Below are 21,949 nucleotides of genomic sequence, written 5' to 3' on the forward strand. Positions count from 1 at the left end.
GCTGCTCAGTTCCTTGGAGAAACTGCCATCCCCACCTGGGGACGACTTCAAGCTCTCTTAGCTTGAAACTAGGGGGAGTTGCCTCCCAACACTGACTATCTTATCAAGCTGTAATTTAATTACAACCCCTAAAGCAAAAAAAGTGGTTTTTTACCTAAAAACGGGCTCATTTGGTAATTTTATTACATTATCAATTTGAGCAATATCACTCGAACCGATTTTCCAGTGAGCGCCAGCACAAAAAAAGAGGCGCATTTGCGCCTCTGGTTGCCATGTCGATAACGACTCAATCTCGATATTACATCTCAAACAGTGCCGCATAGAGGGCCGCCACCGGTCTGGCGGTTGGTTTACCGTAAAGGGGATTACTGGCTTCAACCGCCGAAGAGGCGATATCCAGATGCAGATACGGCACTGGGTTTTCACTTCCCGTGTGGTAGCTATCCAGCCCAGAGGACTTAAGCAGAAACGCCAGTGGGAACTGATGACCACGGCTGATGTTCACTGAAGCACCATTATTAGAGGAGAGCAGATCTTCCGATTCACTGCGAGGTGCCACCTGCGCGAAGTCTTCTCGGCGCAATCGAGACAACTCCATCGGTTCGCCCCAGCGCTCCCCTATATCTGACAACACTCGGCCGCACTGCGCCAAACGGGAAACCCCATTTTCAACAATGCCAGTATAAGGACCATAGGCACGGCCTACATGGCCAGTTAAAGTGGCAATGGAGAACACTTTAGGATTCACCGCACCGGCAATGCCTTCACGCAGGTGAGACAGCAGATCCGCCAGCACCAATCGTCCTTCGGCATCGGTATTGCCAATGCGAACCTTGGCGCCCGCATGACTGGTGATGATCTCATCGGGAACAAAGGCATCTGAGCCGATGGAGTTACGCACCAAACCCAGCTCCATTACCACGCGAACCCCTTGTGGTTTCAGCATGGCGATGGCTTTCATTAATCCTGCCGCCGCCGCTGCGCCACCTTTATCGCGGCTCATGCCCGCCATGGCACCACCTATCTTAAGATCGGCACCACCGGTATCGTAGGTCACTCCTTTACCGGCAATAAACCAGGTTTGGGTGACCTCCCCTTCGGGCCGATATTCCAGACGCACCACGCGGGCACTGTGACGAGGCACGGCAAAACTGGAACGCGCGACGGCACTCAGCAGCGGGTAATCACGCTCAAGCAATTCTTGGTCGTCCAGTACCTGCAGCTTAATGGGCTCCTCAGCAAACAGAGCCACACAATAATCGGCGAATGCCGGCGGTGCCATCTGCTCTGGGTCGCCTCCGCAAAGATCTCGACAAGCGCTACGGCCAAGTTCCAATGCATTTAGCTTGTCTGCGTCTTGGCCATCCATCAGACCTATCACTACCTGCTCACCGGTTTCTACGTCTGCATTGAGATACAAGCCTTGGCCACAACCTAAGACGGCCACCTCGGCACTGTGCAGATAGCGGCTGTCATCTTGGCTTAAATCCAGCACCAGCAGCGGCCGACGAGAGCCTGATTCATAGGCAATTTTGATCCCTTTCTCAGCCGCCTCATACACCCGGCGCACATCTTCATAATCACTGCCCAGATCGCCGGTCGGCGACAGCACTAAGCGGCCCCCAGCCAATCCCGGTGCCAACAACACCGTGGCTTGCTTGCCGATTCGATGATCAATACTGGCAGCATGATGAACCAACTGCGTGAGCTCACTGTGATTGGTCAGTGCAAACTTATCGCTGATGACCAACACCGAATCCCAACCACCCTCGCCAAATAGGGCGTTCTCTTGTGCTGTTAAAAATTCCACTTTTGCCATTCGGCCTCCGTATCCTTGCGGATTGCGTTTATTGTTATTCGCTCCATGATGCCCACAGCCGACCTGTTTGGGCAAGCACAGCCCGACCATCAATTGTGGTAGACTGGCACAATTCTAATAACGGCGTATATAGGAGTATTGCTCGTGCAGCCATTGAGTTCCTTAAACCCGCAGCCCCTTTGGCGCTGGTTCGAAACCATCTGTTCTATTCCGCATCCTTCCAAACACGAAATCGCCCTTCGCGACCACATCGAAGCGTGGGCCAAGCAGCAGGGTCTGAGCACTCAGATTGACCCAGTTGGTAACCTGATCATCAAAAAAGCCGCCACCGCCGGCATGGAGGATCGCCAAGGGGTCATCCTGCAAGCACACCTCGATATGGTGCCGCAGAAGAACAACGACACCGACCACAACTTCGAAACCGATCCAATTCAAGCCTACATCGACGGCGAGTGGGTTACCGCTAAAGGCACCACTTTGGGATCGGACAACGGCATCGGCATGGCATCTGCGCTGGCAGTGCTGGAAGCCAGCGATCTGGAACACGGCCCTCTGGAAGTGCTGCTGACCATCGACGAAGAAGCGGGCATGACCGGCGCTTTTGGTCTGGAAGCGGGTTACTTAGATGGCCAAATTCTGATCAACACCGATTCCGAACAGGAAGGTGAAGTCTACATGGGCTGCGCCGGTGGCGTAGATGCCAGCCTTAAGCTGGACACCCCACGTGAAGCCACTCCTGCGGATCACGCCAGTGTGCAGATCGCCCTGACCGGCCTCAAAGGCGGTCACTCCGGTTGTGACATCCACCTAGGTCGTGGCAACGCCAACAAACTGCTGGCGCGCTTCCTGTTTGGCCATGGCGAAGAGCTGGAGCTGAAACTTAGCGAGATTCGTGGTGGCTCTTTGCGTAACGCCATTCCTCGTGAAGCCTGGGCTACGGTTCAGCTGCCACAAGCGAAGCTAGGTCTACTAGAGCAGCGCATCGAGCAGTACCGTGACATCCTAGTCAATGAGCTGTCTGCCGCCGAACCCAATCTTGCCCTAAGCCTAGATCAAGCGGCCCCAGCAGAACAGGTATTTGCGGCCACCGCTCAATCTCAGCTTATCGCCATGATGCACGGTGCCCCTAACGGCGTTATCCGCATGAGCGACGAGTTTGAAGGCGTCGTGGAGACCTCTTTGAACATGGGCGTAGTCACCACCGAAGCCGACGCTGTGGAAGTGCTGTGCCTGATTCGCTCTACCATCGACAGCGGCCGCAGCATGGTAGAGAACATGCTGGCTGCGATTGCCCAGCTTGCGGGGGCTAAGCTGACCCTGTCCGGTGCTTACCCAGGTTGGAAGCCCGATGCCAGCTCACCAGTAATGAAGATTGTCCGTGAAACCTATGAAACCAAGTTTGGCAGCCTGCCAAACATCATGGTGATTCACGCCGGTCTGGAGTGTGGCCTGTTTAAAGAGCCTTACCCACACCTGGATATGGTTTCCATCGGCCCAACCATTCGCTTCCCTCACTCCCCAGATGAGAAGGTGAAGATCGATACCGTTGAGCAGTACTGGCAGTTACTGACTGAAGTGCTCAAGGCGATTCCGGCGAAGTAAACGCAAACAGACCCGAAAACCAAAAGCGCCGTCACTTAATACCGTGACGGCGCTTTTTTGTTGATTAGCCAATACGGCTAGTTTGGCTAGATCAGGCCTTTCTCTTTAACCTGAGGCTTATTGTGCTCCAGCACCAGCATCTCTACCTGATCTTCTGGGGAGTTCATGCAAGCGCTGACTAAGGCCTCATGACGCTGCATCTCACAGGCGCCCACAATGTCCATGCCCTTGTCTTTACCAAAGCGCTTCATCAGATACTCCATGGCGTTGTCTTCGGCGTAGCGCAGTAACACCTCAACCTTTTTCTGATCGCCTTTCTGCTGATAGTAGTTGACGGTATTACAGTGGGTGCTGGGCCCAACGTACATGGTGAAATAATCGGAATCTCGCAGCGGTTGCTGCTGGTAAAAGCCATATCCTAGGGCATAGCACGCGCTGCCCACCATGGCTAAAATGCCGGCCGAAACGGCCAATTGCTTGATGTATGCTCTCATAGCATAACCCTCCTTCTGTCGGCGTCGATGGATTGCAATGCATCGACATCAAGGCCAGGCAAAAGATGGGAAAAGTTAGGAAAGAACGGTGCCTGGCGTCTCGCTCAGTGACGCCTATCGATTTATTGGCCACTACCCTCTGCATGACGTATGGACCACGGAGTGTGGGTGCAGCAATTTATGGTGGCGTTCTTGAGCTTAATTTCAGATTAAAACTCTGTTTAGTTTTGGCATTGACTAGGATCAAAAAAAGGTCAGACCAAAGGCAATGTGAGCTGTTTTAGGTTTTGAGTGTTATCTAGCTCTACTTGAAGGCCCACCAAGCGAACATTTCGACCATGACCACGGTCAAACGCAATGCGCATTAACGCCTTAAACAGGTCAGGGTTGAGTTTCTGGCTCTGCTGCGACACCGTCGTCTGTTCAAAATCATGGAACTTGAGTTTAACCGTCTGCCCCTTGATGCCCTTTCGGCTCTTAGCCAAACGCCGCTCCAGCTCCGGCACCAAGGTCTCCAGTTGCTCAGCACACTGTTCAAGGCTGGTCAGATCTTTCGCCAAGGTGGTTTCTACACCAACGGATTTTCGAATGCGGCTTGGCTCTACGGGCCGCTCATCCAAGCCCTGACAACGCTGCCACAACACTGGGCCAAACTTACCCAGCATCTTCTCTAAATCCACATCAGAGAGCGCCAGCACGTCTTTACCGGTACTTAATCCCATGCGTGCCAAGCGCTCACTGGTTTTTGGCCCAACGCCGGGGATCTTCTTTAGGGGTAACGCTGCCGCAAATTCGCCGGCGTGATCCGGCGTGATCAACAACTGACCATTCGGCTTATTTTCATCACTGGCCACCTTGGCCAAGAACTTATTCGGTGCTATGCCTGCGGACGCGGTCAATCCGGTAACGTCAAAGATCTCTTGGCGAATCGCTTGAGCCATCAATTTGGCACTGCCCTGACAGTGACTTTGTCCTGTTACATCCAGAAAGGCTTCATCCAGAGACAGGGGCTCAACAAGGTGAGTGTATCGATGGAAAATCTCGTGGATCTGCTGTGACACCTGCTTGTACACGGCCATACGGTGGGGCACTAACTCCAGATCCGGGCACAGCTGCAACGCCTTGTGAGTGGGCATGGCAGAGCGCACCCCAAAACTGCGCGCGAGGTAGTTACACGTGGCGATAACGCCCCGACCAGACGCCCGCCCTCCCACAGCAATGGGTTTGTCTCGCAAACTGGGGTTGTCCCGCATCTCCACGGCGGCATAAAAACAATCCATGTCGATATGGATGATCTTACGCTGAGGGGTCATCTTACCGGCCAATTAAGAACTGTATATTCATACAGTCAATAGTAACGCCGCAACCTTAGCCAACGCAATAGCGAGCTTCCTTTGTGATGATTTGATGCAGGCCACGAACTTAAATCAGTATGAAGATTATAAAAATAGTCATACAAAGTTGATTTTGATCATCAAATCCATAAGCTAGGCCTGTTAACTTTTTTGGGGTCCCGGGAACAACTAGAGTGCAATCAGTTATTCCTAAGCCAGTCATCGTCAGGATGGCGGTGACTGGCTTACCCCAATTCCTCTCTGAGATTCATGCCGCCGCTGCGGAGTCCACCAGATTCGACACCCGATTTTCAATCTCTGCCAATTTTTGTGCTCGCTGCTGAGTGTCTAAGTGACTGGCGTGCAGGGTGGTCACATCGGTAACCCCCATCATTGCCAAAGGCTCAATAAGTTGCTTTTCAGTGCTGCCTATCTCCGCGCCGCCACTGGCAATCACCAGATACACCGGCTTGTCTGCAAGCAGGCCAACACACTCTCCATCCACATAGTGGAAGCTGCGGCCAGAGCGGGCGAGATGATCAATGTAGGCTTTTAACGTGGAAGGGATGCTCCAGTTGTATACCGGCACGGTAAAGACCACCGCATCCGCCTGTTCAAATTCATGAATCAAAGATTCAGACAGCGCCAGAGCCTGCTGGCTAGCAGCCGACTCCAACTCGCCGCTAAAGGCAGCGTAGGTAGCATCGGAAAAATGTGGCAGGGGCGATAGGTTCAAATCGCGCTGAGTCACCAACAGATCGGCAAACTGTTGATGCCAATTGGCTACTAACTCATACCCCAGTTGGCGACTGCTGGAACGCTCGGTACGCACACTGGCATGAACCATCAATACTCGCTTCATCGTTTTCCCTTATCAATCGACTAATTCCAAGTAAGTGATGGCGAGTCTAAAACTTCAAGTTAACTTTAAGTCAAGGTATGATTTGGCGTTATTGTTTCGCCAAGGAACCACAGGGATATGAAACGCCAAACTCAGGAGCTGACCGTTAGTCAGGTGGCCAAACGTACCGGCGTTGCCGCTTCCGCATTACGATTCTATGAAACCAAGGGGCTGATTCGCTCTCTGCGTACCGCTGGCAATCAGCGGCGCTATCACCCTGCGATGCTCAGAACCATCTCGGTCATTCAAGCGGCACAAAAATTAGGCCTGACGCTGGATGAGATCGGAGAGGCTCTTTCCACACTGCCGGGCAATCGCCCCCCAACGGTAAAAGATTGGGAACGCCTGTCCAGCCAATGGCGAATCACCTTAGATCAGCGCATCCAAGATCTCACCTTACTTCGAGATAGGCTTGATGGTTGCATTGGCTGTGGTTGCCTCTCGATGCAAAACTGCCAACTGTTTAACCCTGATGATGAATTGAGTCAGCGCGGCGCCGGCCCTCGGTTCCTGATCGATCCTGAGGCCGAGAGTGGAACTGAACAATAAAAAAGAGCAGGCAAAGGCCTGCTCTTTGAAATCAACAATGCGACTACACCCGATAGCCGCCTAGGGTATTGGCCAACTGACGGCCTCCCTCATCCAGCTCTTCCAAGCTGCGCTCAAGGTGATCCCCTTGAGCCACCGCTTCATCAGACAGCTCATGCACCTTAGACACGGTTTTGGCGATCTCATCGGCAACCTGAGCCTGCTGGCTGATGGCATGGTTCATCTGCTCAACCTGAGACTGAATCAAGCGCACATCGTCACTGGCCTGCCCCAGAGAATCGACAATCTCTTGGTTGCGGATCTGGCTCTGCTCCACCTGCTGACAACTGATGGACATCGCCTTCTCGGCGGCGATGCTAGATTGCTGCAGGGTTTCGATGATCGACTGAATATTGGCTGTGGAATCCTGGGTCTTAGAAGCGAGGTTTCTAACCTCATCGGCAACCACCGCAAAGCCACGGCCTTGTTCGCCAGCACGAGCGGCCTCAATGGCGGCATTGAGCGCCAGCAAATTGGTCTGTTCAGCGATGGTGCGAATCACGTCCAGCACTTCGCCAATCTGCTCGGCGTTTTGCCTTAACTGTGACACCACGTCGGTGGCATCGCCCATCTGTTGAGACAGCTCGCCCAGCGCCAATTTGCCTTGCTCCACCGTACTGCCAGCTTCGGTCATGCGCTGATGGACTCGCGTGGCATTCGTAAACATCTCATCGGCACTGCGAGCCATCTCGCCGCTGGTTTCCGCCATCTCAGTGGTGGCGGCAGAAGCCTGTTCAACTTCCCCTTTTTGCGACGCCATCGACTGCAGAGTTTGTGCCCAAGTCTGGGTTGCTGTGCTGCTGCCGTGGGAAACGGTGTTGGTCAAGGTTTTGCTTTGGGTCACCAGTTGATGCACCCGCTGTGCAAACTGGTTAAAAGCCTCACTGAGCTGGCCCAGTTCATCTTGGCGCTTCACCTCAATACGTCGGGTCAGATCGCCATCGCCTTGGGCAATCTCCTCCATGGCTTCGACCAGGTGGCGAAGATGAGCTTTCAGTGGCAGTGACATCATCCACACCACCAAGCTGATAACGCCAATCAGCAGTGCCAAAGCCAGTGCGGTCGACCAGGCTTCAGAAGCCACTTGGGCGTCCACCACCTGCTTAGGTAGCATAAAGCCAAGCTTCCAGCGTACGTGAGGATAATCGCTGCTTACAGGCTGCCACTGCACCCATTGAGCCTGTCCTTGCCACTCGACTTGGGTTACTCCTTCCGGCTGGCTATTTAGCTCTGAGGCCAACTGAGCAAAACCGGACGCTTCGCTAAACTGGCTGTCTACGGTTTCCAGCAAGCTTCCTGGAGGAAAGGCGTCGCTAAAGCCGGGGAAGAACACCAATTTGCCCTTTTCGGTGACCAGAAACGCCTGTCCCTGCTGCTGGTACTTAATCTGTGACAGCAGTGACTCGCCGATGGTTGAAATCAAGATGTCCATCCCCCCAATACCGAGGAAGCGGCCATCGGTGTCATACACGGTTTGCTTAACCGTAGCGGAGATGGAGCCATCATTGGCATCCACCGCAGGGTCAGTCACATAAAGCCGGTTTTGGCTGATGGCTTCACCCCACCATGGGCGGCGATTGGTGTAATAATTGGGGTCATCTTCGTAACGCCCATTAAGATCAAAGTACTCAAAGGTGTTTTCCGAGCCAAAAAACACACTTTTAATGGCTTCGTCGTTATCGGAGAAAAACTTAAAAAAGTCAATTACATCAGCGTAAGCCTGCGCATCGCCGATGCGGCCGCCACGATTATCGTATTCTTGGAAAAATTGCTGAACCTGCGGTGAGGCGAATACCGAGTGGATCACCTGACCTTTGGCCTCGAAAAAGGCCGCGATGCCCGCGGCCTGCTTGGCCACCATCTGGCGTACCTCGTGATCGATCTCCTGCTGAGTTTCCACCCGAGCATTACTGACCTGATATCCGGTCACCAGCACCATCAATACGCACAAGGCTCCGCCAATATACGCCACCAATTGGCGGGTAATTGAAGCTCTAATCCACTCCATCCCAAATCCCTTTTGTCACTGTCCTGTTTTTATTATCGGCTGCGTTAAGCGCAGCTTTTACTTTATTCTAAGCAAACCTCATCATACCCCAACCGCCAACTCGATTTAGGTTGTTGTAACAAAAGAGGATTTTCTTTGGAGTGATGCAGCCAAGCCAACCATAGCCCACTGAGTGACAAGCAATACTCCTACAGATCGGCGAAACATCTGGGGTTTAGCCAGACATTAATTGGGAGGCGCGCAGCGATTGCCTCGGCTTTATTTCACAAAGTGACAATTTGATTCGAAAAGGCACCAACAAAAACGGGGCGCCTTTGAAAAGACGCCCCGTAGAATCTGTATGCAGAAACGATTAAATAATGCGGTTCTCGGTCAGCTTTTGCTGACGCTCCTGTTCCGCCATCTTAGCTTTGCGTTTATCACAGGGTTCAGGACAATCGCAGGCTTTATCCACACCGACACTGCCTAGGCCACCGCAAGAACCACTGATGGTCTTGCGCTTAATGATGAAACCAACCGCCATCATCGCAACCAACAACAGCATCATGGCAAAAGTCGCAATAAAGGTTTGCATCGGGATCACTCCTTATCCAGATAACGGCGGAAAGCGTCACTGTAGTGAACCTTAAACTCGCCGTCGACGCGTTCAATCAGCATCACCGCCAATTTCTGACGATCTGCCAACTCCAGAGATTTCTCAACCCCCATTACCATCATCGCCGTTGCCAGACCATCGGCGGTCATGCAGCTGCTGGTGATCACCGTAGTCGACACCAGATGGTGGGTAACAGGATAACCGGTTTTCGGATCGATCAGGTGAGAAAAGTGCTTACCGTCTCTCTCGAAGAAATTGCGATAGTCGCCGGAGGTGGCCACCGCATTTTCACCGGGCTCGATCACACTGAAGATATCCCGTCCAGATGGATCCGGACGCTCTATGGCGATGCGCCACGGTTTACCTTCAGGCTTTTGGCCTTTTACTCGCAGTTCGCCGCCCACTTCCACGATGTAATCGTGAATGCCTTTGGACTCCAGTACCGTGGCCACAACGTCGACACCATAGCCTTTGGCAATGGCACCCAAGCCAATCTGAAGCTCAGGAACGGTCTTGGACAACCACTGACCTTGCAGGGTCAACTTTTCATCACCAACTACCTGCAGAATTTTCTGCACAATGGCGTCGTCTGGTGCGGTATCGATTTGACCATCTTTACCAAAGCCCCACAGATTCACCAACGGCCCCACCGTCACGTCCAGTGCGCCATCGGTCATCAAAGACAGCCGCTTAGCTTCTTGAACCACGGTAGCAAACTCAGAACTGATCTCATAGGGCTCCGTCGTATGGAGGCGATTGAAGATGCTGATCTCTGAACTACGTTTCCAGGTCGACATGGAGCGATTTACCTGGCCTAAACGCAGGTCTATCTCTCCTTGAACAAGGAGGGGATCGAGTGGGGTGTCGGTATCCACCCAGCTGACGTGGTAGGTGGTGCCCATGGTATGGCCTTCCACCGACTGAATCTTCTGGGGTTCACCGCATCCAGAAAGCAACATGGCCAGCCCGACAAGGGCCAGCCATAAAGTAGTACGGGCTTGAAACTGCATTTAGCCTCTCTAACTAGCCACCGAAATCATCCAACAGGATGTTTTCATCTTCCACGCCGAGATCTTTCAGCATGTTGATCACCGCGGCATTCATTACCGGTGGACCACACATGTAGAACTCACAATCTTCAGGCGCTTCATGATTTTTCAGATAGTTCTCGTACAGCACGTTGTGAATGAAGCCGGTGTAGCCATCCCAGTTGTCCTCTGGTTGAGGATCGGACAGGGCCACGTGCCAGTCAAAGTTTTCATTCTCAGCGGCCAAACCATCGAAGTCTTCGGTGTAGAACATTTCACGCTTGGAGCGCGCACCATACCAGAAACTGATCTTGCGGTCGCTGCCTAAACGCTTCAATTGGTCGAAGATGTGGGAACGCATCGGCGCCATACCTGCACCACCACCAATAAACACCATTTCGTTTTTAGTCTCTTTGGCGAAGAACTCACCAAATGGACCAGAGATGGTCACCTTATCACCGGCCTTCAGGCTCCAGATGAAGGAGGACATCTTACCGCAAGGCAGGCTCAGGTTGTTTGGCGGCGGCGTTGCGATCCGCACGTTCAACATGATGATGCCTTCTTCCTCAGGGTAGTTGGCCATGGAGTACGCACGGATGGTTTCTTCTTCCACCTTAGACTCCAGATCGAAGAAGCCAAAACGCTCCCAATCTGCACGATACTCTTCTGGAATATCAAAGTCTTTGTACTTCACATGGTGAGCAGGCGCTTCGATCTGAATGTAACCACCGGCACGAAACGGTACCGACTCGCCATTGGGGATCTTAAGCTTAAGTTCTTTAATGAAAGTGGCTTTGTTATCGTTAGAGACAACCTCGCACTCCCACTTCTTGATACCGAACACCTCTTCAGGCAGTTCGATGTCCATGTCGTTCTTAACCGCTACCTGACACGCCAAACGACAGCCTTCGCGGGCTTCACGCTTGGAGATGTGGTCCAGTTCGGTTGGCAGAATCTCACCGCCCCCCTCATGAACCTTTACGCGACACTGACCACAAGAGCCACCGCCACCACAGGCAGAAGATACGAAGATGCCATTTCCGGCCAGAGCGCCCAGCAACTTGTCACCCGCACCCGTGCTGATGGTTTTGTCGCTGTCGTCGTTAATCTTGATGCTGATGTTACCGCTGGCAACCAACTTGGATTTGGCGAACAAAATCACCAAAACCAGCAGCGTTACAATCACGGTAAACATGCCTACGCCGAGTACAATTTCCATCGACTAGTCCTTTTACTTCTTATTCCTAACGCCGCTTACAGCGACACACCAGAGAATGACATAAAGCCCAGCGCCATCAGACCGGCAGTCACGAAGGTGATGCCCAGTCCACGAAGGCCGTCTGGCACGTCTGAATACTTCATCTTCTCACGAATACCCGCCAGCAGCACAATCGCCATGGCCCAGCCGATACCGGCGCCCAGACCAAAGACAACCGACTCTAGGTGGCCGTACTCTTTGTTTGCCATGAAGGAAACCGCACCGAAGATGGCACAGTTTACGGTAATCAATGGCAGGAAGATGCCCAACGCGTTGTACAGCGGTGGGAAAAACTTATCCAGAATCATCTCCAGAATCTGTACCAGAGCCGCAATCACACCGATGAAGGTAATGAAGCTCAAAAAGCTCAAATCCGACTCGCCTAGGCCAGCCCAAGACAGGGCACCAGGCTTAAGTACATATTGGAAAATCAATTGGTTTACTGGAACCGCTAGGGTCAGTACCACAATTACGGCAACACCCAAGCCCATGGAGGTTTTTACTTTCTTGGACACCGCCAAGAAAGTACACATCCCCAGGAAGAAGGACAGCGCCATGTTCTCGATGAAGATCGCCCGAACAAACAGGCTGATGTAATGTTCCATATCTCGTCCTTAGTCCTTCGGCTCAACCTGATCTGGGCGTGCAGTACGGATACCCCAGATGATGAATCCAATCAGGAAGAATGCGCTTGGTGGCAACAGCAACAGGCCATTAGGCACATACCAACCGCCGTCGGTTACTTTGGTCAGGATCTCAACGCCAAACAGGCTGCCGCTACCAAACAACTCTCGAACGAAGCCGATGGACAGCAGGATGGCGGAGTAACCCAAACCGTTACCAATACCATCTAGGAAGCTTGGTACTGGTGGACTCTTCATGGCGAATGCTTCCGCGCGGCCCATTACGATACAGTTGGTAATAATCAGACCAACGAATACCGTCAGCTGCTTAGCCACGTCGTAGGCGTAGGCTTTCAGCACCTGGTCCACCACGATTACCAAGGATGCGATAACGGTCATCTGTACGATGATACGTACGCTGTTTGGAATGTGGTTACGCAGTAGCGAGATAAACAAGTTGGAGAACGCACACACCATAGTCAGTGCGATGGACATCACCAACGCGGTTTCCATCTTGGCGGTAATCGCCAGCGCCGAACAGATACCCAGTACGTTTAACGCAATCGGGTTGTTGGCGACGATGGGTGAGAGGACAATGTCCTTGTTTGAGGTCTCAGCCATTATAGGACGCCTCCTTTGCGTGCATTCTCAAGGAATGGACCATAGCCTTCGCTGCCCAACCAGTAAGCTAGGGTGTTCTGCACACCGTTACTGGTCAAGGTTGCACCAGAGAGGGCATCGATGTCGTAGTCTGGGTTAGTCGCCATCTTGGTAACGCGAAGCTTCAGGTTACCCTGATCGTCAAACAGCTTCTTACCCGGCCACAGTGCTTTCCATTTAGGGTTTTGCACTTCACCACCCAGCCCCGGGGTTTCCCCTTGGTCACTGAAGTCGTAGTACACCATGGATTTCACGGTGTTCAGGTCGGTGTCCAGCGCAAGGAAGGCGTACATGGTCGACCACAGGCCATAACCGTGTACTGGAAGAATGATACGGTCAATCTGGCCAGACTCATCTTTCACTAGGTACACCAGCACTTGGTTCGCGCGACGTTTAATGGAGGCGATGTCATCCGCAGGTACGATGCTGGTCGCAGCGTCACGAGCCGCTTTACGCGGGTCGTAGCTGGTTACATCGATGCTGTCATCGAACTTACCGCTGTCCAGATCCAAGGCTTTGGCTTCAATGTACTGGTTGTACACCGCAGCTACGTCACCATTGATCTTGTCGGTCAAACCCGCCGCTTCCAATACGTATTTCTGCGTATCTTGAGCTTTGTTCTTTTCCTGCAGCGGCTTTAACGCTACCGCCGCACTGGAGACCACTAGGGAGCAAACCAGACACAGGCCTACTACCACACCAAGGGTCTTGCCAAAACTGTCGTTATTATTAGCCATTACGTGCCAGTCTCCGCTTGATGTTGGATTGAACCACAAAGTGGTCGAACAGAGGTGCCCACAAGTTGGCAAACAGAATTGCCAGCATCATGCCCTCAGGGAAGGCCGGGTTCACCACGCGAATTAACACCACCATCACCCCGATTAGCATGCCGTAAGCCCATTTACCTTTGTCGGTAAAGGAGGCGGAAACCGGGTCGGTTGCCATAAAGAACATACCGAAGGCGAAGCCACCCAGAACCAAGTGCCAGGTCCAAGGCATATTCATAATTGGGTTGGTGTCAGAGCCAATCAGGTTGAACAGGCTGCTCATGGCAATCATGCCCACCATGGTGCCCAGCACGATGCGCCAAGAGGCGATACGAGCGTAGATGATCACCAGACCACCAATGGCCAGAGCCAGAGTGGAAGTTTCACCCACACTGCCGCCGATGAAGCCGTAGAAGCTGTCCCACCAAGCTTGGTCGCCAAAGGCGTCGAACCAGCTGTAGTTGGCAAAGCTCAGGTCGCCGGAAGCCGCTTGACTTAGGTAAGTGGCACCGGTGTACCCATCAACCGCACGCCAGATGGAATCGCCGGACATGTTCAGCGGGTAGGCAAAGAACAGGAAGGCCCGTCCTGCCAGGGCTGGGTTGATAAAGTTGCGACCGGTGCCGCCAAACAGCTCTTTGGCCACAACCACACCGAAGGTGATACCCAAAGCAACCTGCCATAGTGGAATGGTTGCAGGCAGAATCAACGCAAACAGAATGGAGGTAACGAAGAAGCCTTCATTAATCTCGTGCTTACGAATGCTGGCAAACAGCACTTCCCAGAAGCCACCAACCACGAAAGTAGTCAGGTAGATAGGTAGGAAGAAACAGGCGCCGTACACCATCAGTCCGGCAATACCAGTACTGGCATTAAGTTCACCGCCTAAGGCTTGATAGAGGCTAACCTGCCACATATCTGGCAGGCCAAAACCTGCTGCCATGGCGTCCTGAGCTTGCAGGCCGACGTTGTACATACCGAAGAACATGGCTGGGAACGTACACAGCCACACGGTGATCATGATGCGCTTCAGGTCGATGTTGTCACGTACGTGAGTGCCACCTTTGTTGGTGTGACCTGGCGTATAGAAGATGGTCGCCGCCGCTTCATACAGGGCATACCACTTCTCGTATTTACCGCCTTGCTCGAAGTGCGGCTCGATTTTCTCGATAAAGTTCTTAAGCCCCATCAGCCTTCCCTCTCGATGATCTCAAGACAACGACGCAGTTCGACCCCGTAGTCGTACTTGCCTGGACACACGAAGGTGCACAACGCCAAATCTTCCTCATCCAGCTCCAAACAACCCAACGCTTGCGCGTTGTCGGTGTCATTGGAGATCAGGTCTCGCAGTAGGATGGTTGGCAAGATATCCAGTGGCATAACACGCTCATAGGTGCCGATTGGCACCATGGCACGCTTAGAGCCGCCGGTGGAGGTAGTCATGTTGAACAGCTTGCTTGGGCTGAAATGCGCCAGGAAAGCACGGGTAGAGGAGAACTTGTTACCGCCAGGTAGAACCCAACCGAACAACTCTTTCTCATCACCCTCTTCCAGAGCAACCACTTGGTTGTGGAAACGACCCAAGAAACCGTGAACACCCGTTGCGTTGTGACCCTTGAGTACCGAACCGGAGATGACTCGGTTATGGGAACCTTTTAGCTCACCCGCAGTTAGCTGGGCTACATCAGCACCCACCAAGGTGGTGACCAAGCGAGGCTTATCAACCTGAGGACCCGCCAGAGCGATAACTCGCTGGCTGTTCAACTCACCTGTAGTAAACAACTTACCCATGGCAATGACGTCCTGGTAGTTGATGTGCCATACCGAGCGAGATGCGCTGGCTGGCAACAGGTGATGAATGTGAGTACCAGGCAGACCCGCTGGGTGCGGACCATTAAACTTGGTGTGCTGCAGATTTTCGATGCCGCTTACGTCCAAGTTCACGTCCGCAGTATTGAGGTAAACCTTCCCTTCGGTCAGCTTACTCAATACCAACAAGCCGTGATTGAACGCTTCGAAATCGGCTTCAATCACCACCATAGGATCCGCCGCCAGCGGATTGGTGTCGATAGCCGTAACGAAGATCCCCGCAGGAGCCGCATCAATTGCAGGGCTCTTGCTAAATGGACGCGTGCGCAAAGCAGTCCATAAGCCGGAATCAACCAAGTTGCTGACAACCTGATCTCGGCCAAGGTTTTTTAGCTCATCACTGGAATAGTGGGGGAACTGGATGCTGTCATCGCCCTGCACGTCGATAACGACGGATTGCAGAACACGTTTAGCACCACGATTCACGGCGGAAACAGTACCACTCACGGGAGCGGTAAACTTCACACCAGGGTTCTTCTTATCTTCAAATAAGAGCTGGCCACGTTTTACCGTCTCGCCTTCTTTGATATGCATGGTAGGACGCATACCAACGTACTCTTCTCCTAGGAGCGCGACACGGGAAACCTTTGGTCCCTCGTGAATTTTCTGCTCCGGCCTGCCCTCAATGGGAAGGTCCAATCCTTTCTTTATTGTAATCATACTCTTTGCACTACTGTCTGGGGACTACGTTCTCTCCGTCAAACCACTAAGATTCAGACGAAAGAGTAGGAGTTCTTGTTGACGTCGTTCGCAATTAACCAACTAGACATGAACCGCCGCATATAAATGACTTGTAGTGAGATCCATGTCACGTTGACTCGTGGCGAATGATACCTCAATCACACTTCAACTGCTACGAAAATCCATCAATAATGGATTCAGTGCTATGGTGCCGACTATTTTTCTTAAAAAAACAACATAAATATGTGAAAAGTCAGTGAAATAGGCTTCGAGTAATCTTCACTAAACTATTGAAGTCACCGCTTATTTCAATGACTTATGGGTGTTTTTTGATCGGTTCGCCTTGCACGAACTTGGTTTGATACCCAGTTTCCAGTACAGTCGGCAATCAGCCTTGGAACATAAAATATACAAGCAATAGGGACAAAAAAGGTGCACAGCCAAGATAATTACAAAGATAACGATCTAAGGGAGGTCAAGCAGCTGGGGTTATGGGCCTCAATTGCAGGACTGGGATACATTTTCTGGCTAGTCGGCGGCATGGAGATCGTCGAACGTTTGGCCTACTACGGCGTTAAAGCCACCGCGGGCATCTACGCCAGCGACCCGGTGTCCAAAGGGGGCCTGGGGATCAGCATGACCGATTACGGTATCATCATGTTCATCTTCGCCCTGACCCAAACCACAGTGCCCATCGTTACCGGTGGCCTGTCGGATCGATTGGGTTATAAAGAGACCATTGCTCTCTCTACCGTGATTAAGATCGCCGCCTATCTGATTATGGCGTTCTTCCCCACCTTCTTAGGCTTTACCCTTGGCGCCATGACGCTGGCCTTCGGTACCGGTATCTTCAAACCGGGTATTCAAGGCACCATGGTGAAAGCGGTGCCACGAGAGTCCAGCACCATGGCATGGGGCATCTTCTATCAGCTAGTTAACATCGGTGGCTTCTTGGGGCCTCTGGTCGCGGTACAGTTACGCCAGCTGTCTTGGGATCACCTATTCTTTGCCTGCGCGGCCATCATCTCGTTGAACTTCCTGTTCCTGCTGATGTACACCGAGCCAGATAAAGAGGAGCGTCTTGCCCGCAAGCAAGCGGTCAAAGAGGGAAAAATTGAACAACAAGCGCTGTGGCGCGAGTCCATTCGTGAAATCAAAAAACCGCTGGTATTGGGCTACATGTTTGCCTTCTCTGGCTTCTGGTTCATGTTCAATGCCATGTTTGACGTACTGCCAGTGCACATCAAAGAGTGGGTCGACACCAGCATCATCGTTACCGACATCTTCGGCCCCGGCGGCACCCAAAACCCATTTTTGATTGGCCTGATGGGGCTGAATCACGAGGGCACCCGGGTGATGCCGGACTTCATGATGAGCATCAACTCAGTGATGATCGCCACCTGCTGTTTCCTGGTGGCTGCCGCCACCGCCAAATATCGCATCATGAGCTCAATGCTGGCTGGAGCCATCTTCTGTACCGCAGCCATGCTATTGGTGGGCTTCACCCCTGGTGCTTGGTTTATGATCGTCGCCATCGTGGTGTTCAGCTTAGGTGAGATGCTCCTAAGCCCGAAAAAGGGCGAGTTCATGGGTAACATCGCCCCAAGTGACAAAAAAGCCATGTATCTTGGCTTTGTCATGTTACCTCAAGGCATCGGCTGGACACTGGAAGGCTTCATCGCTCCGTGGCTATACGATATGTTCGCCTCCAAAGATCGCTTCTCTCGCGAATACCTGTCGCAACTGGGTATGGATGGTGACGCCGTTGCCGCCATTCCTCAAGGGGAAGCCTTCGACCGCTTGATGGCCTTTACCGGTGATAGCGCCAGCGCGCTAACCCAGACCCTCTACAATGCTAACAACATCGGCATGGCCTGGTACATCATCGCCACCGTCGGTGCCATCTCCGCTGTAGGTATCTACATCTACGCCAAGATGGTGTTCCGCATTCAAAAAGCGGCCAACTAATACGCCCCGCTAAGTATCAACAGGGAGCTGCGGCTCCCTGTTTTTGTTCTTACTCACTCAATACTCAGCTCTCGTTCGCAGCACAATCGCACCAATGAACATAACTCATTGTCTGGTATCGACTTTAGTCATCGCCCGCTGCCTACCACTAAATGAGAAAAGAACTCACTTGTGACACAAAATCATCATTTAATTGTCATCTAAGCCATCTACCGTGTGCCCTTCTCCTACACGCGAACGGGGGATGGACCCACGTTCGCTCTAATAAAAGCTATGGATATGATGAAGTTAAATATTGTTGCTGCTGCCATTGGTGTCACTCTGCTTGCTGGGTGTAACGACGACACCAACACCGTAATTGAAACCGTTGAGGTGATCGTGGAGCCCACTCCTGTTACCTCTGTAAAGAACGTCATTCTGATGATCGGTGACGGCATGGGTGCCCAGCAGGTAGGTCTGCTTGAAGAGTATGCTCGCCGTGCGCCCAACTCCATCTATAACGAACAGGGCAACACCACTGCTCTAACCAAATTGGGCATGGCAGGCGATCTGGGTCTGTCATTGAATGCACCAGCAGGCGCCAATGGCAGCCTAGTGGTTGACTCCGCTTGCTCGGCGACTCAGCTGGCAACTGGCATGGCCGCTGGCTCAGAGATGATTGGCCTAGACGACCAGGGCAACATCGTTGCCACCATTTTGGAGAAAGCCAAAGCCGCAGGTAAAGCGACCGGTCTGGTATCAGACACTCGCATTACCCACGCCACACCAGCGGCGTTTGCGTCCCACCAGCCTCACCGCTCTTTGGAAGCCGAGATTGCCGCTGAGCTAATCAGCTCCGGTAATGTGGACGTAATGCTCTCAGGTGGTGCTCGGGTTTTCTTGCCTAGCGACATTAAAGACAACGCCGCCCAACAAGCCTTGATGGCTGAGCTGGGTGCACCGAGTTCCGTTTACAAAAAATCCAAGCGTAAAGACGAACGCAACCTGTTTATCGAAGCCCGTGACGACCACGGCTACAGCCTAGCATTCGATGGCGAGCAGTTGGATAAGCTGGAATCTGACAAGGTGCTGGGACTGTTTGCTAACTCAGGCATGGACGACGGCATCGCCTACAGCGCATGTAAAGCCGACGACAGCTGCACTCAACCATCACTGGCCGAGATGACCCAAAAGGCATTGGACATCCTCTCAGCCGATCCTGATGGTTTCTTCCTGATGATTGAAGGCGGTCAAATTGACTGGGCTGGGCACGACAACGACGCCGGTTGGATGCTCCATGAACTGCTGAAGTTCGATGAAGCGGTGGCCGCCGTCTATGAGTGGGTGAAAGAGCGTGACGACACCCTAGTGGTTGTCACTGCCGACCACGAAACCGGCAGCTTTGGCTTCAGTTATTCCCGTAATGACCTGCCAGAGGCGCAGCAGCTTTCCGGCGACGGCATGCAAGGCCGTGATTACAAGCCTAACTTCAACTTCGGCGCCCTGACGATTCTGGATCGCCTCTACGCTCAAACCGGCACCTTCCCAGACATGCGCGCTGAGATTGAAGCCGGTAGCGGTTACGAGAATGCCACCGGCGCCGAGTGGGCCGAAGCAGTGAACAAGTACAGCGACTTTAAGCTAAACGAAAACGAAGCCGCCAGCATCGCCGAGCGTGAAATCAACGACTACTACGTTGAAGGCCACAGCTATCTGTCAGCCACCGAATTCCCGAAGATCAACGACTTCAAAGAGTTCTACGTGTATGGGGATGAGATCCACAGTGACCTTATCGGCCGCGCGCTAGCCAAGTACCAGAACGTCGTATGGGGAACCGGCACCCACACCGCCGCACCAGTACCGGTTTATGCCTTTGGTCCCAAAGGTGTCACCAGTGGCTTCTCTCAGATGCAGCACCACGTGGATCTGGGTCAGAAGATGATGGCGGCGCTGCTGCCTGAGTAACGCGGCGGCTCTCGCAACAACCAACAGGTCATTACTGCAGCCACACAGAGCAAATACGCACTCAACTGGCTGAAATCAAAAAAGGCACCCTAAGGTGCCTTTTTCTATCAAGCTTGCTGTTACAGCTTAGAGAGCTGCTCATCACTCAAGGTGATGTCGCTGTTTTTGTTAACGCCAACGCCGCGCTTAATAATGTCACTGGCGATCGACTTCGCTTGATCCAGCGAATGCATCTCGTAGGTGCCGCACTGGTACTCATTTAGCTCAGGAATTTGCTCCTGAGTTTCTACCGCCAACACGTCGTTCATGCTGGCCAGCCAGGCATCTGCCACCTGCTGCTCGGAGGGGGTGCCAATCAGGCTCATGTAGAAGCCGGTGCGACAGCCCATGGGCGAGATGTCGATGATCTCCTGCTCGCCGCTATTGAGATGGTCTCGCATAAAGCCTGCAAACAGATGCTCTAAAGTATGGATGCCACGCTCAGACAGAATCTCGGCGTTCGGCAGGCAGAAACGCAGGTCAAACACGGTGATGGTGTCGCCTTTTGGGGTCGCCATGGTTTTCGCCACCCGCACCGCAGGAGCCTGCATGCGGGTGTGGTCAACGGTAAAACTGTCCAGTAGTGGCATAACTCAGTTCCTTTTAAACGTCTTTACAGCTAAACATCTATACGGCTAAACCATACGGTGATGTTGCCCTAAGGTCAATCATTACCCTGTGGACGCCGTGCTTCGAGGTAAGCCTCTTCGCTGATTTTATGGTAACGCTCAACCCCTTTGGCGAACTCGGTGTAGCTGTCGTACACCTTCTGCATCATGGGATCTTTGGCAGATTGCTCGGCGATTAACTGCTCGGATACCCGCTTAAGTTCCACCAGCAGATCCTGAGGGAAACGGCGCAGCTTAACCCCATGCTCCTCCTCTAAGGCCCGCAGCGCTTCGATATTACGCATGGTGTATTCATCGAGCATGTCTTGATTGACCACCTGAGACGCACTCACCACAATGGCTTGCAGATCCTTTGGCAGGGCATCGAAAGCTTGCTGGTTCACCAGAAACTCCATCGACGAGCCCGGCTCATGCCAGCCTGGATAGTAGTAGTACTGTGCCGCCTTATGTAGCCCAAACGCCAGATCGTTATAGGGCCCTACCCACTCGGTGGCATCGATGGCTCCCGTTTGCAGCGCCGTAAACAGCTCCCGCCCCGGAAGCGTCACCGGTGCGCCCCCAAGGCGAGCTAATACTTCGCCACCTAATCCGGGCAGGCGCATCTTCAACCCTTTAAAGTCCTCAACCGAGTTGATCTCTTTATTGAACCAACCGCCCATCTGCACTCCGGTGTTGCCCCCAGCCAAAGGCTTTATCCCAAAGGGTGCATACACCTCATGCCACAGCGCCATTCCGCCGCCATAACGCAGCCAGCCATTCATCTCCTGAGCATTCATACCAAAGGGGATGGAGGTAAAAAATTGCGCTGCTGGGGTTTTGCCTTTCCAATAGTAGGCTGCGCTGTGCCCCATTTCGGCGGTGCCTTGGCTTACCGCATCGAACACCTCAAAGGCGGGCACCAGATCGCCAGCGCCATACACCGTAACCGTCAGGCGACCATTGGACATCTGGTTGACCCGCTCGGCAAAGCGCTCCGGCGCCATACCAAGGCCGGGGAAATTTTTAGGCCACGAGGTGACTAACTTCCATTGATAACGCTGGGCAGGTTGCGCCTCCGCGCCACCGCTTTGTGCTTGCTCTGCGCCGCAACCCGCTAACAGCAGCAGCGACAGCCAAATCCATACTCTCATTGTCGTTCTCCC

At 52.9% G+C, this 21,949-nt stretch carries 19 protein-coding genes; 4 read left to right on the plus strand and 15 right to left on the minus strand.

All coding sequences use genetic code 11. From position 1 onward, the window contains the following. Positions 1–298: 298 nt before the first annotated feature. Positions 299–1,819, minus strand: coding sequence for a M17 family metallopeptidase (locus FCL42_RS20385; protein ID WP_136865278.1), 1,521 nt, complete (start codon positions 1,817–1,819; stop codon positions 299–301). Between the two features lie 144 nt (positions 1,820–1,963). On the opposite strand from FCL42_RS20385, the gene FCL42_RS20390 reads away from it, so the two are divergent. Next, complete coding sequence (locus tag FCL42_RS20390; protein WP_136865279.1) at positions 1,964–3,421, plus strand: aminoacyl-histidine dipeptidase; 1,458 nt, start codon at positions 1,964–1,966, stop codon at positions 3,419–3,421. Positions 3,422–3,507: 86 nt separating this feature from the next. Here FCL42_RS20390 and FCL42_RS20395 read toward each other — a convergent pair whose 3' ends face one another. The 3 genes from FCL42_RS20395 to FCL42_RS20405 form a co-directional block, all read right to left on the minus strand. Continuing rightward, the gene (locus FCL42_RS20395; RefSeq protein ID WP_136865280.1) at positions 3,508–3,915 is read right to left on the minus strand and encodes a hypothetical protein; all 408 of its coding nucleotides are present in this window, start codon (positions 3,913–3,915) and stop codon (positions 3,508–3,510) included. Positions 3,916–4,169: 254 nt separating this feature from the next. After that, positions 4,170–5,228: a DNA polymerase IV gene (dinB, locus tag FCL42_RS20400; protein WP_136865281.1), complete on the minus strand. Its 1,059-nt coding sequence runs from the start codon at positions 5,226–5,228 to the stop codon at positions 4,170–4,172. Between the two features lie 289 nt (positions 5,229–5,517). Next, complete coding sequence (locus FCL42_RS20405; RefSeq protein ID WP_136865282.1) at positions 5,518–6,111, minus strand: FMN-dependent NADH-azoreductase; 594 nt, start codon at positions 6,109–6,111, stop codon at positions 5,518–5,520. A 117-nt stretch (positions 6,112–6,228) separates the two neighbouring features. On the opposite strand from FCL42_RS20405, the gene soxR reads away from it, so the two are divergent. After that, positions 6,229–6,699 carry a redox-sensitive transcriptional activator SoxR gene (gene soxR / locus FCL42_RS20410; RefSeq protein WP_136865283.1) on the plus strand — a complete coding sequence of 157 codons (471 nt, stop codon included), beginning with the start codon at positions 6,229–6,231 and terminating at the stop codon, positions 6,697–6,699. Between the two features lie 43 nt (positions 6,700–6,742). Here the strand turns inward: soxR and FCL42_RS20415 are convergent, their stop codons facing one another. From FCL42_RS20415 to FCL42_RS20455, 9 genes are all read right to left on the minus strand, one after another. Continuing rightward, positions 6,743–8,746, minus strand: a complete 2,004-nt coding sequence (locus FCL42_RS20415) for a methyl-accepting chemotaxis protein (RefSeq protein ID WP_136865284.1) — start codon at positions 8,744–8,746, stop codon at positions 6,743–6,745. Positions 8,747–9,098: 352 nt separating this feature from the next. After that, a complete protein-coding gene (nqrM, locus tag FCL42_RS20420) occupies positions 9,099–9,320 on the minus strand; it encodes a (Na+)-NQR maturation NqrM (protein ID WP_136865285.1) in 222 nt (73 codons plus the stop codon). A 5-nt stretch (positions 9,321–9,325) separates the two neighbouring features. Then, entirely contained in the window at positions 9,326–10,351 is a 1,026-nt protein-coding gene (locus tag FCL42_RS20425) for an FAD:protein FMN transferase (protein WP_136865286.1), read from the minus strand. A 13-nt stretch (positions 10,352–10,364) separates the two neighbouring features. Further along, positions 10,365–11,588, minus strand: a complete 1,224-nt coding sequence (gene nqrF / locus FCL42_RS20430) for an NADH:ubiquinone reductase (Na(+)-transporting) subunit F (protein ID WP_136865287.1) — start codon at positions 11,586–11,588, stop codon at positions 10,365–10,367. Positions 11,589–11,623: 35 nt separating this feature from the next. Then, positions 11,624–12,232: an NADH:ubiquinone reductase (Na(+)-transporting) subunit E gene (nqrE, locus tag FCL42_RS20435; RefSeq protein ID WP_136865288.1), complete on the minus strand. Its 609-nt coding sequence runs from the start codon at positions 12,230–12,232 to the stop codon at positions 11,624–11,626. 9 nt (positions 12,233–12,241) lie between these two features. Next, entirely contained in the window at positions 12,242–12,871 is a 630-nt protein-coding gene (locus FCL42_RS20440) for an NADH:ubiquinone reductase (Na(+)-transporting) subunit D (RefSeq protein ID WP_136865289.1), read from the minus strand. Next, positions 12,871–13,647 carry a Na(+)-translocating NADH-quinone reductase subunit C gene (locus FCL42_RS20445; RefSeq protein ID WP_136865290.1) on the minus strand — a complete coding sequence of 259 codons (777 nt, stop codon included), beginning with the start codon at positions 13,645–13,647 and terminating at the stop codon, positions 12,871–12,873. Before FCL42_RS20445 ends, FCL42_RS20440 begins: the two co-directional genes overlap by 1 nt. Next, positions 13,640–14,866, minus strand: a complete 1,227-nt coding sequence (locus FCL42_RS20450) for an NADH:ubiquinone reductase (Na(+)-transporting) subunit B (RefSeq protein ID WP_136865291.1) — start codon at positions 14,864–14,866, stop codon at positions 13,640–13,642. Before FCL42_RS20450 ends, FCL42_RS20445 begins: the two co-directional genes overlap by 8 nt. Then, the gene (locus tag FCL42_RS20455) at positions 14,866–16,206 is read right to left on the minus strand and encodes a Na(+)-translocating NADH-quinone reductase subunit A (protein WP_136865292.1); all 1,341 of its coding nucleotides are present in this window, start codon (positions 16,204–16,206) and stop codon (positions 14,866–14,868) included. The genes FCL42_RS20450 and FCL42_RS20455 overlap by 1 nt, the downstream gene beginning before the upstream one ends. A 453-nt stretch (positions 16,207–16,659) precedes the next feature. Between FCL42_RS20455 and FCL42_RS20460 the strand changes: the two genes are divergently transcribed. Next, on the plus strand, positions 16,660–18,195 hold the full coding sequence (locus FCL42_RS20460; RefSeq protein ID WP_229359921.1) for an MFS transporter: 1,536 nt from the start codon (positions 16,660–16,662) through the stop codon (positions 18,193–18,195). A 282-nt stretch (positions 18,196–18,477) separates the two neighbouring features. Beyond that, positions 18,478–20,139, plus strand: a complete 1,662-nt coding sequence (locus tag FCL42_RS20465) for an alkaline phosphatase (RefSeq protein WP_407644384.1) — start codon at positions 18,478–18,480, stop codon at positions 20,137–20,139. Between the two features lie 119 nt (positions 20,140–20,258). Here the strand turns inward: FCL42_RS20465 and luxS are convergent, their stop codons facing one another. Both luxS and FCL42_RS20475 read right to left on the minus strand, forming a co-directional pair. Next, positions 20,259–20,768, minus strand: a complete 510-nt coding sequence (gene luxS, locus FCL42_RS20470) for an S-ribosylhomocysteine lyase (protein ID WP_136865294.1) — start codon at positions 20,766–20,768, stop codon at positions 20,259–20,261. Between the two features lie 74 nt (positions 20,769–20,842). Further along, complete coding sequence (locus FCL42_RS20475) at positions 20,843–21,937, minus strand: TRAP transporter substrate-binding protein (protein WP_136865295.1); 1,095 nt, start codon at positions 21,935–21,937, stop codon at positions 20,843–20,845. Positions 21,938–21,949: the final 12 nt, after the last annotated feature.

This window comes from Ferrimonas aestuarii, assembly GCF_005116665.1.
GTDB classification, from domain to species: domain Bacteria; phylum Pseudomonadota; class Gammaproteobacteria; order Enterobacterales; family Shewanellaceae; genus Ferrimonas; species Ferrimonas aestuarii.

Coding starts and splice junctions, on each gene's coding strand:
- FCL42_RS20445 (WP_136865290.1), bottom strand. CDS start 13,647: ATGGCTAATAATAACGACAGTTTTGGCAAGACCCTTGGTGTGGTAGTA.
- FCL42_RS20415 (WP_136865284.1), bottom strand. CDS start 8,746: ATGGAGTGGATTAGAGCTTCAATTACCCGCCAATTGGTGGCGTATATT.
- FCL42_RS20395 (WP_136865280.1), bottom strand. CDS start 3,915: ATGAGAGCATACATCAAGCAATTGGCCGTTTCGGCCGGCATTTTAGCC.
- FCL42_RS20385 (WP_136865278.1), bottom strand. CDS start 1,819: ATGGCAAAAGTGGAATTTTTAACAGCACAAGAGAACGCCCTATTTGGC.
- dinB (WP_136865281.1), bottom strand. CDS start 5,228: ATGACCCCTCAGCGTAAGATCATCCATATCGACATGGATTGTTTTTAT.
- FCL42_RS20405 (WP_136865282.1), bottom strand. CDS start 6,111: ATGAAGCGAGTATTGATGGTTCATGCCAGTGTGCGTACCGAGCGTTCC.
- FCL42_RS20475 (WP_136865295.1), bottom strand. CDS start 21,937: ATGAGAGTATGGATTTGGCTGTCGCTGCTGCTGTTAGCGGGTTGCGGC.
- FCL42_RS20465 (WP_407644384.1), top strand. CDS start 18,478: ATGAAGTTAAATATTGTTGCTGCTGCCATTGGTGTCACTCTGCTTGCT.
- nqrM (WP_136865285.1), bottom strand. CDS start 9,320: ATGCAAACCTTTATTGCGACTTTTGCCATGATGCTGTTGTTGGTTGCG.
- FCL42_RS20450 (WP_136865291.1), bottom strand. CDS start 14,866: ATGGGGCTTAAGAACTTTATCGAGAAAATCGAGCCGCACTTCGAGCAA.
- nqrE (WP_136865288.1), bottom strand. CDS start 12,232: ATGGAACATTACATCAGCCTGTTTGTTCGGGCGATCTTCATCGAGAAC.
- FCL42_RS20425 (WP_136865286.1), bottom strand. CDS start 10,351: ATGCAGTTTCAAGCCCGTACTACTTTATGGCTGGCCCTTGTCGGGCTG.
- luxS (WP_136865294.1), bottom strand. CDS start 20,768: ATGCCACTACTGGACAGTTTTACCGTTGACCACACCCGCATGCAGGCT.
- soxR (WP_136865283.1), top strand. CDS start 6,229: ATGAAACGCCAAACTCAGGAGCTGACCGTTAGTCAGGTGGCCAAACGT.
- FCL42_RS20440 (WP_136865289.1), bottom strand. CDS start 12,871: ATGGCTGAGACCTCAAACAAGGACATTGTCCTCTCACCCATCGTCGCC.
- FCL42_RS20455 (WP_136865292.1), bottom strand. CDS start 16,206: ATGATTACAATAAAGAAAGGATTGGACCTTCCCATTGAGGGCAGGCCG.
- nqrF (WP_136865287.1), bottom strand. CDS start 11,588: ATGGAAATTGTACTCGGCGTAGGCATGTTTACCGTGATTGTAACGCTG.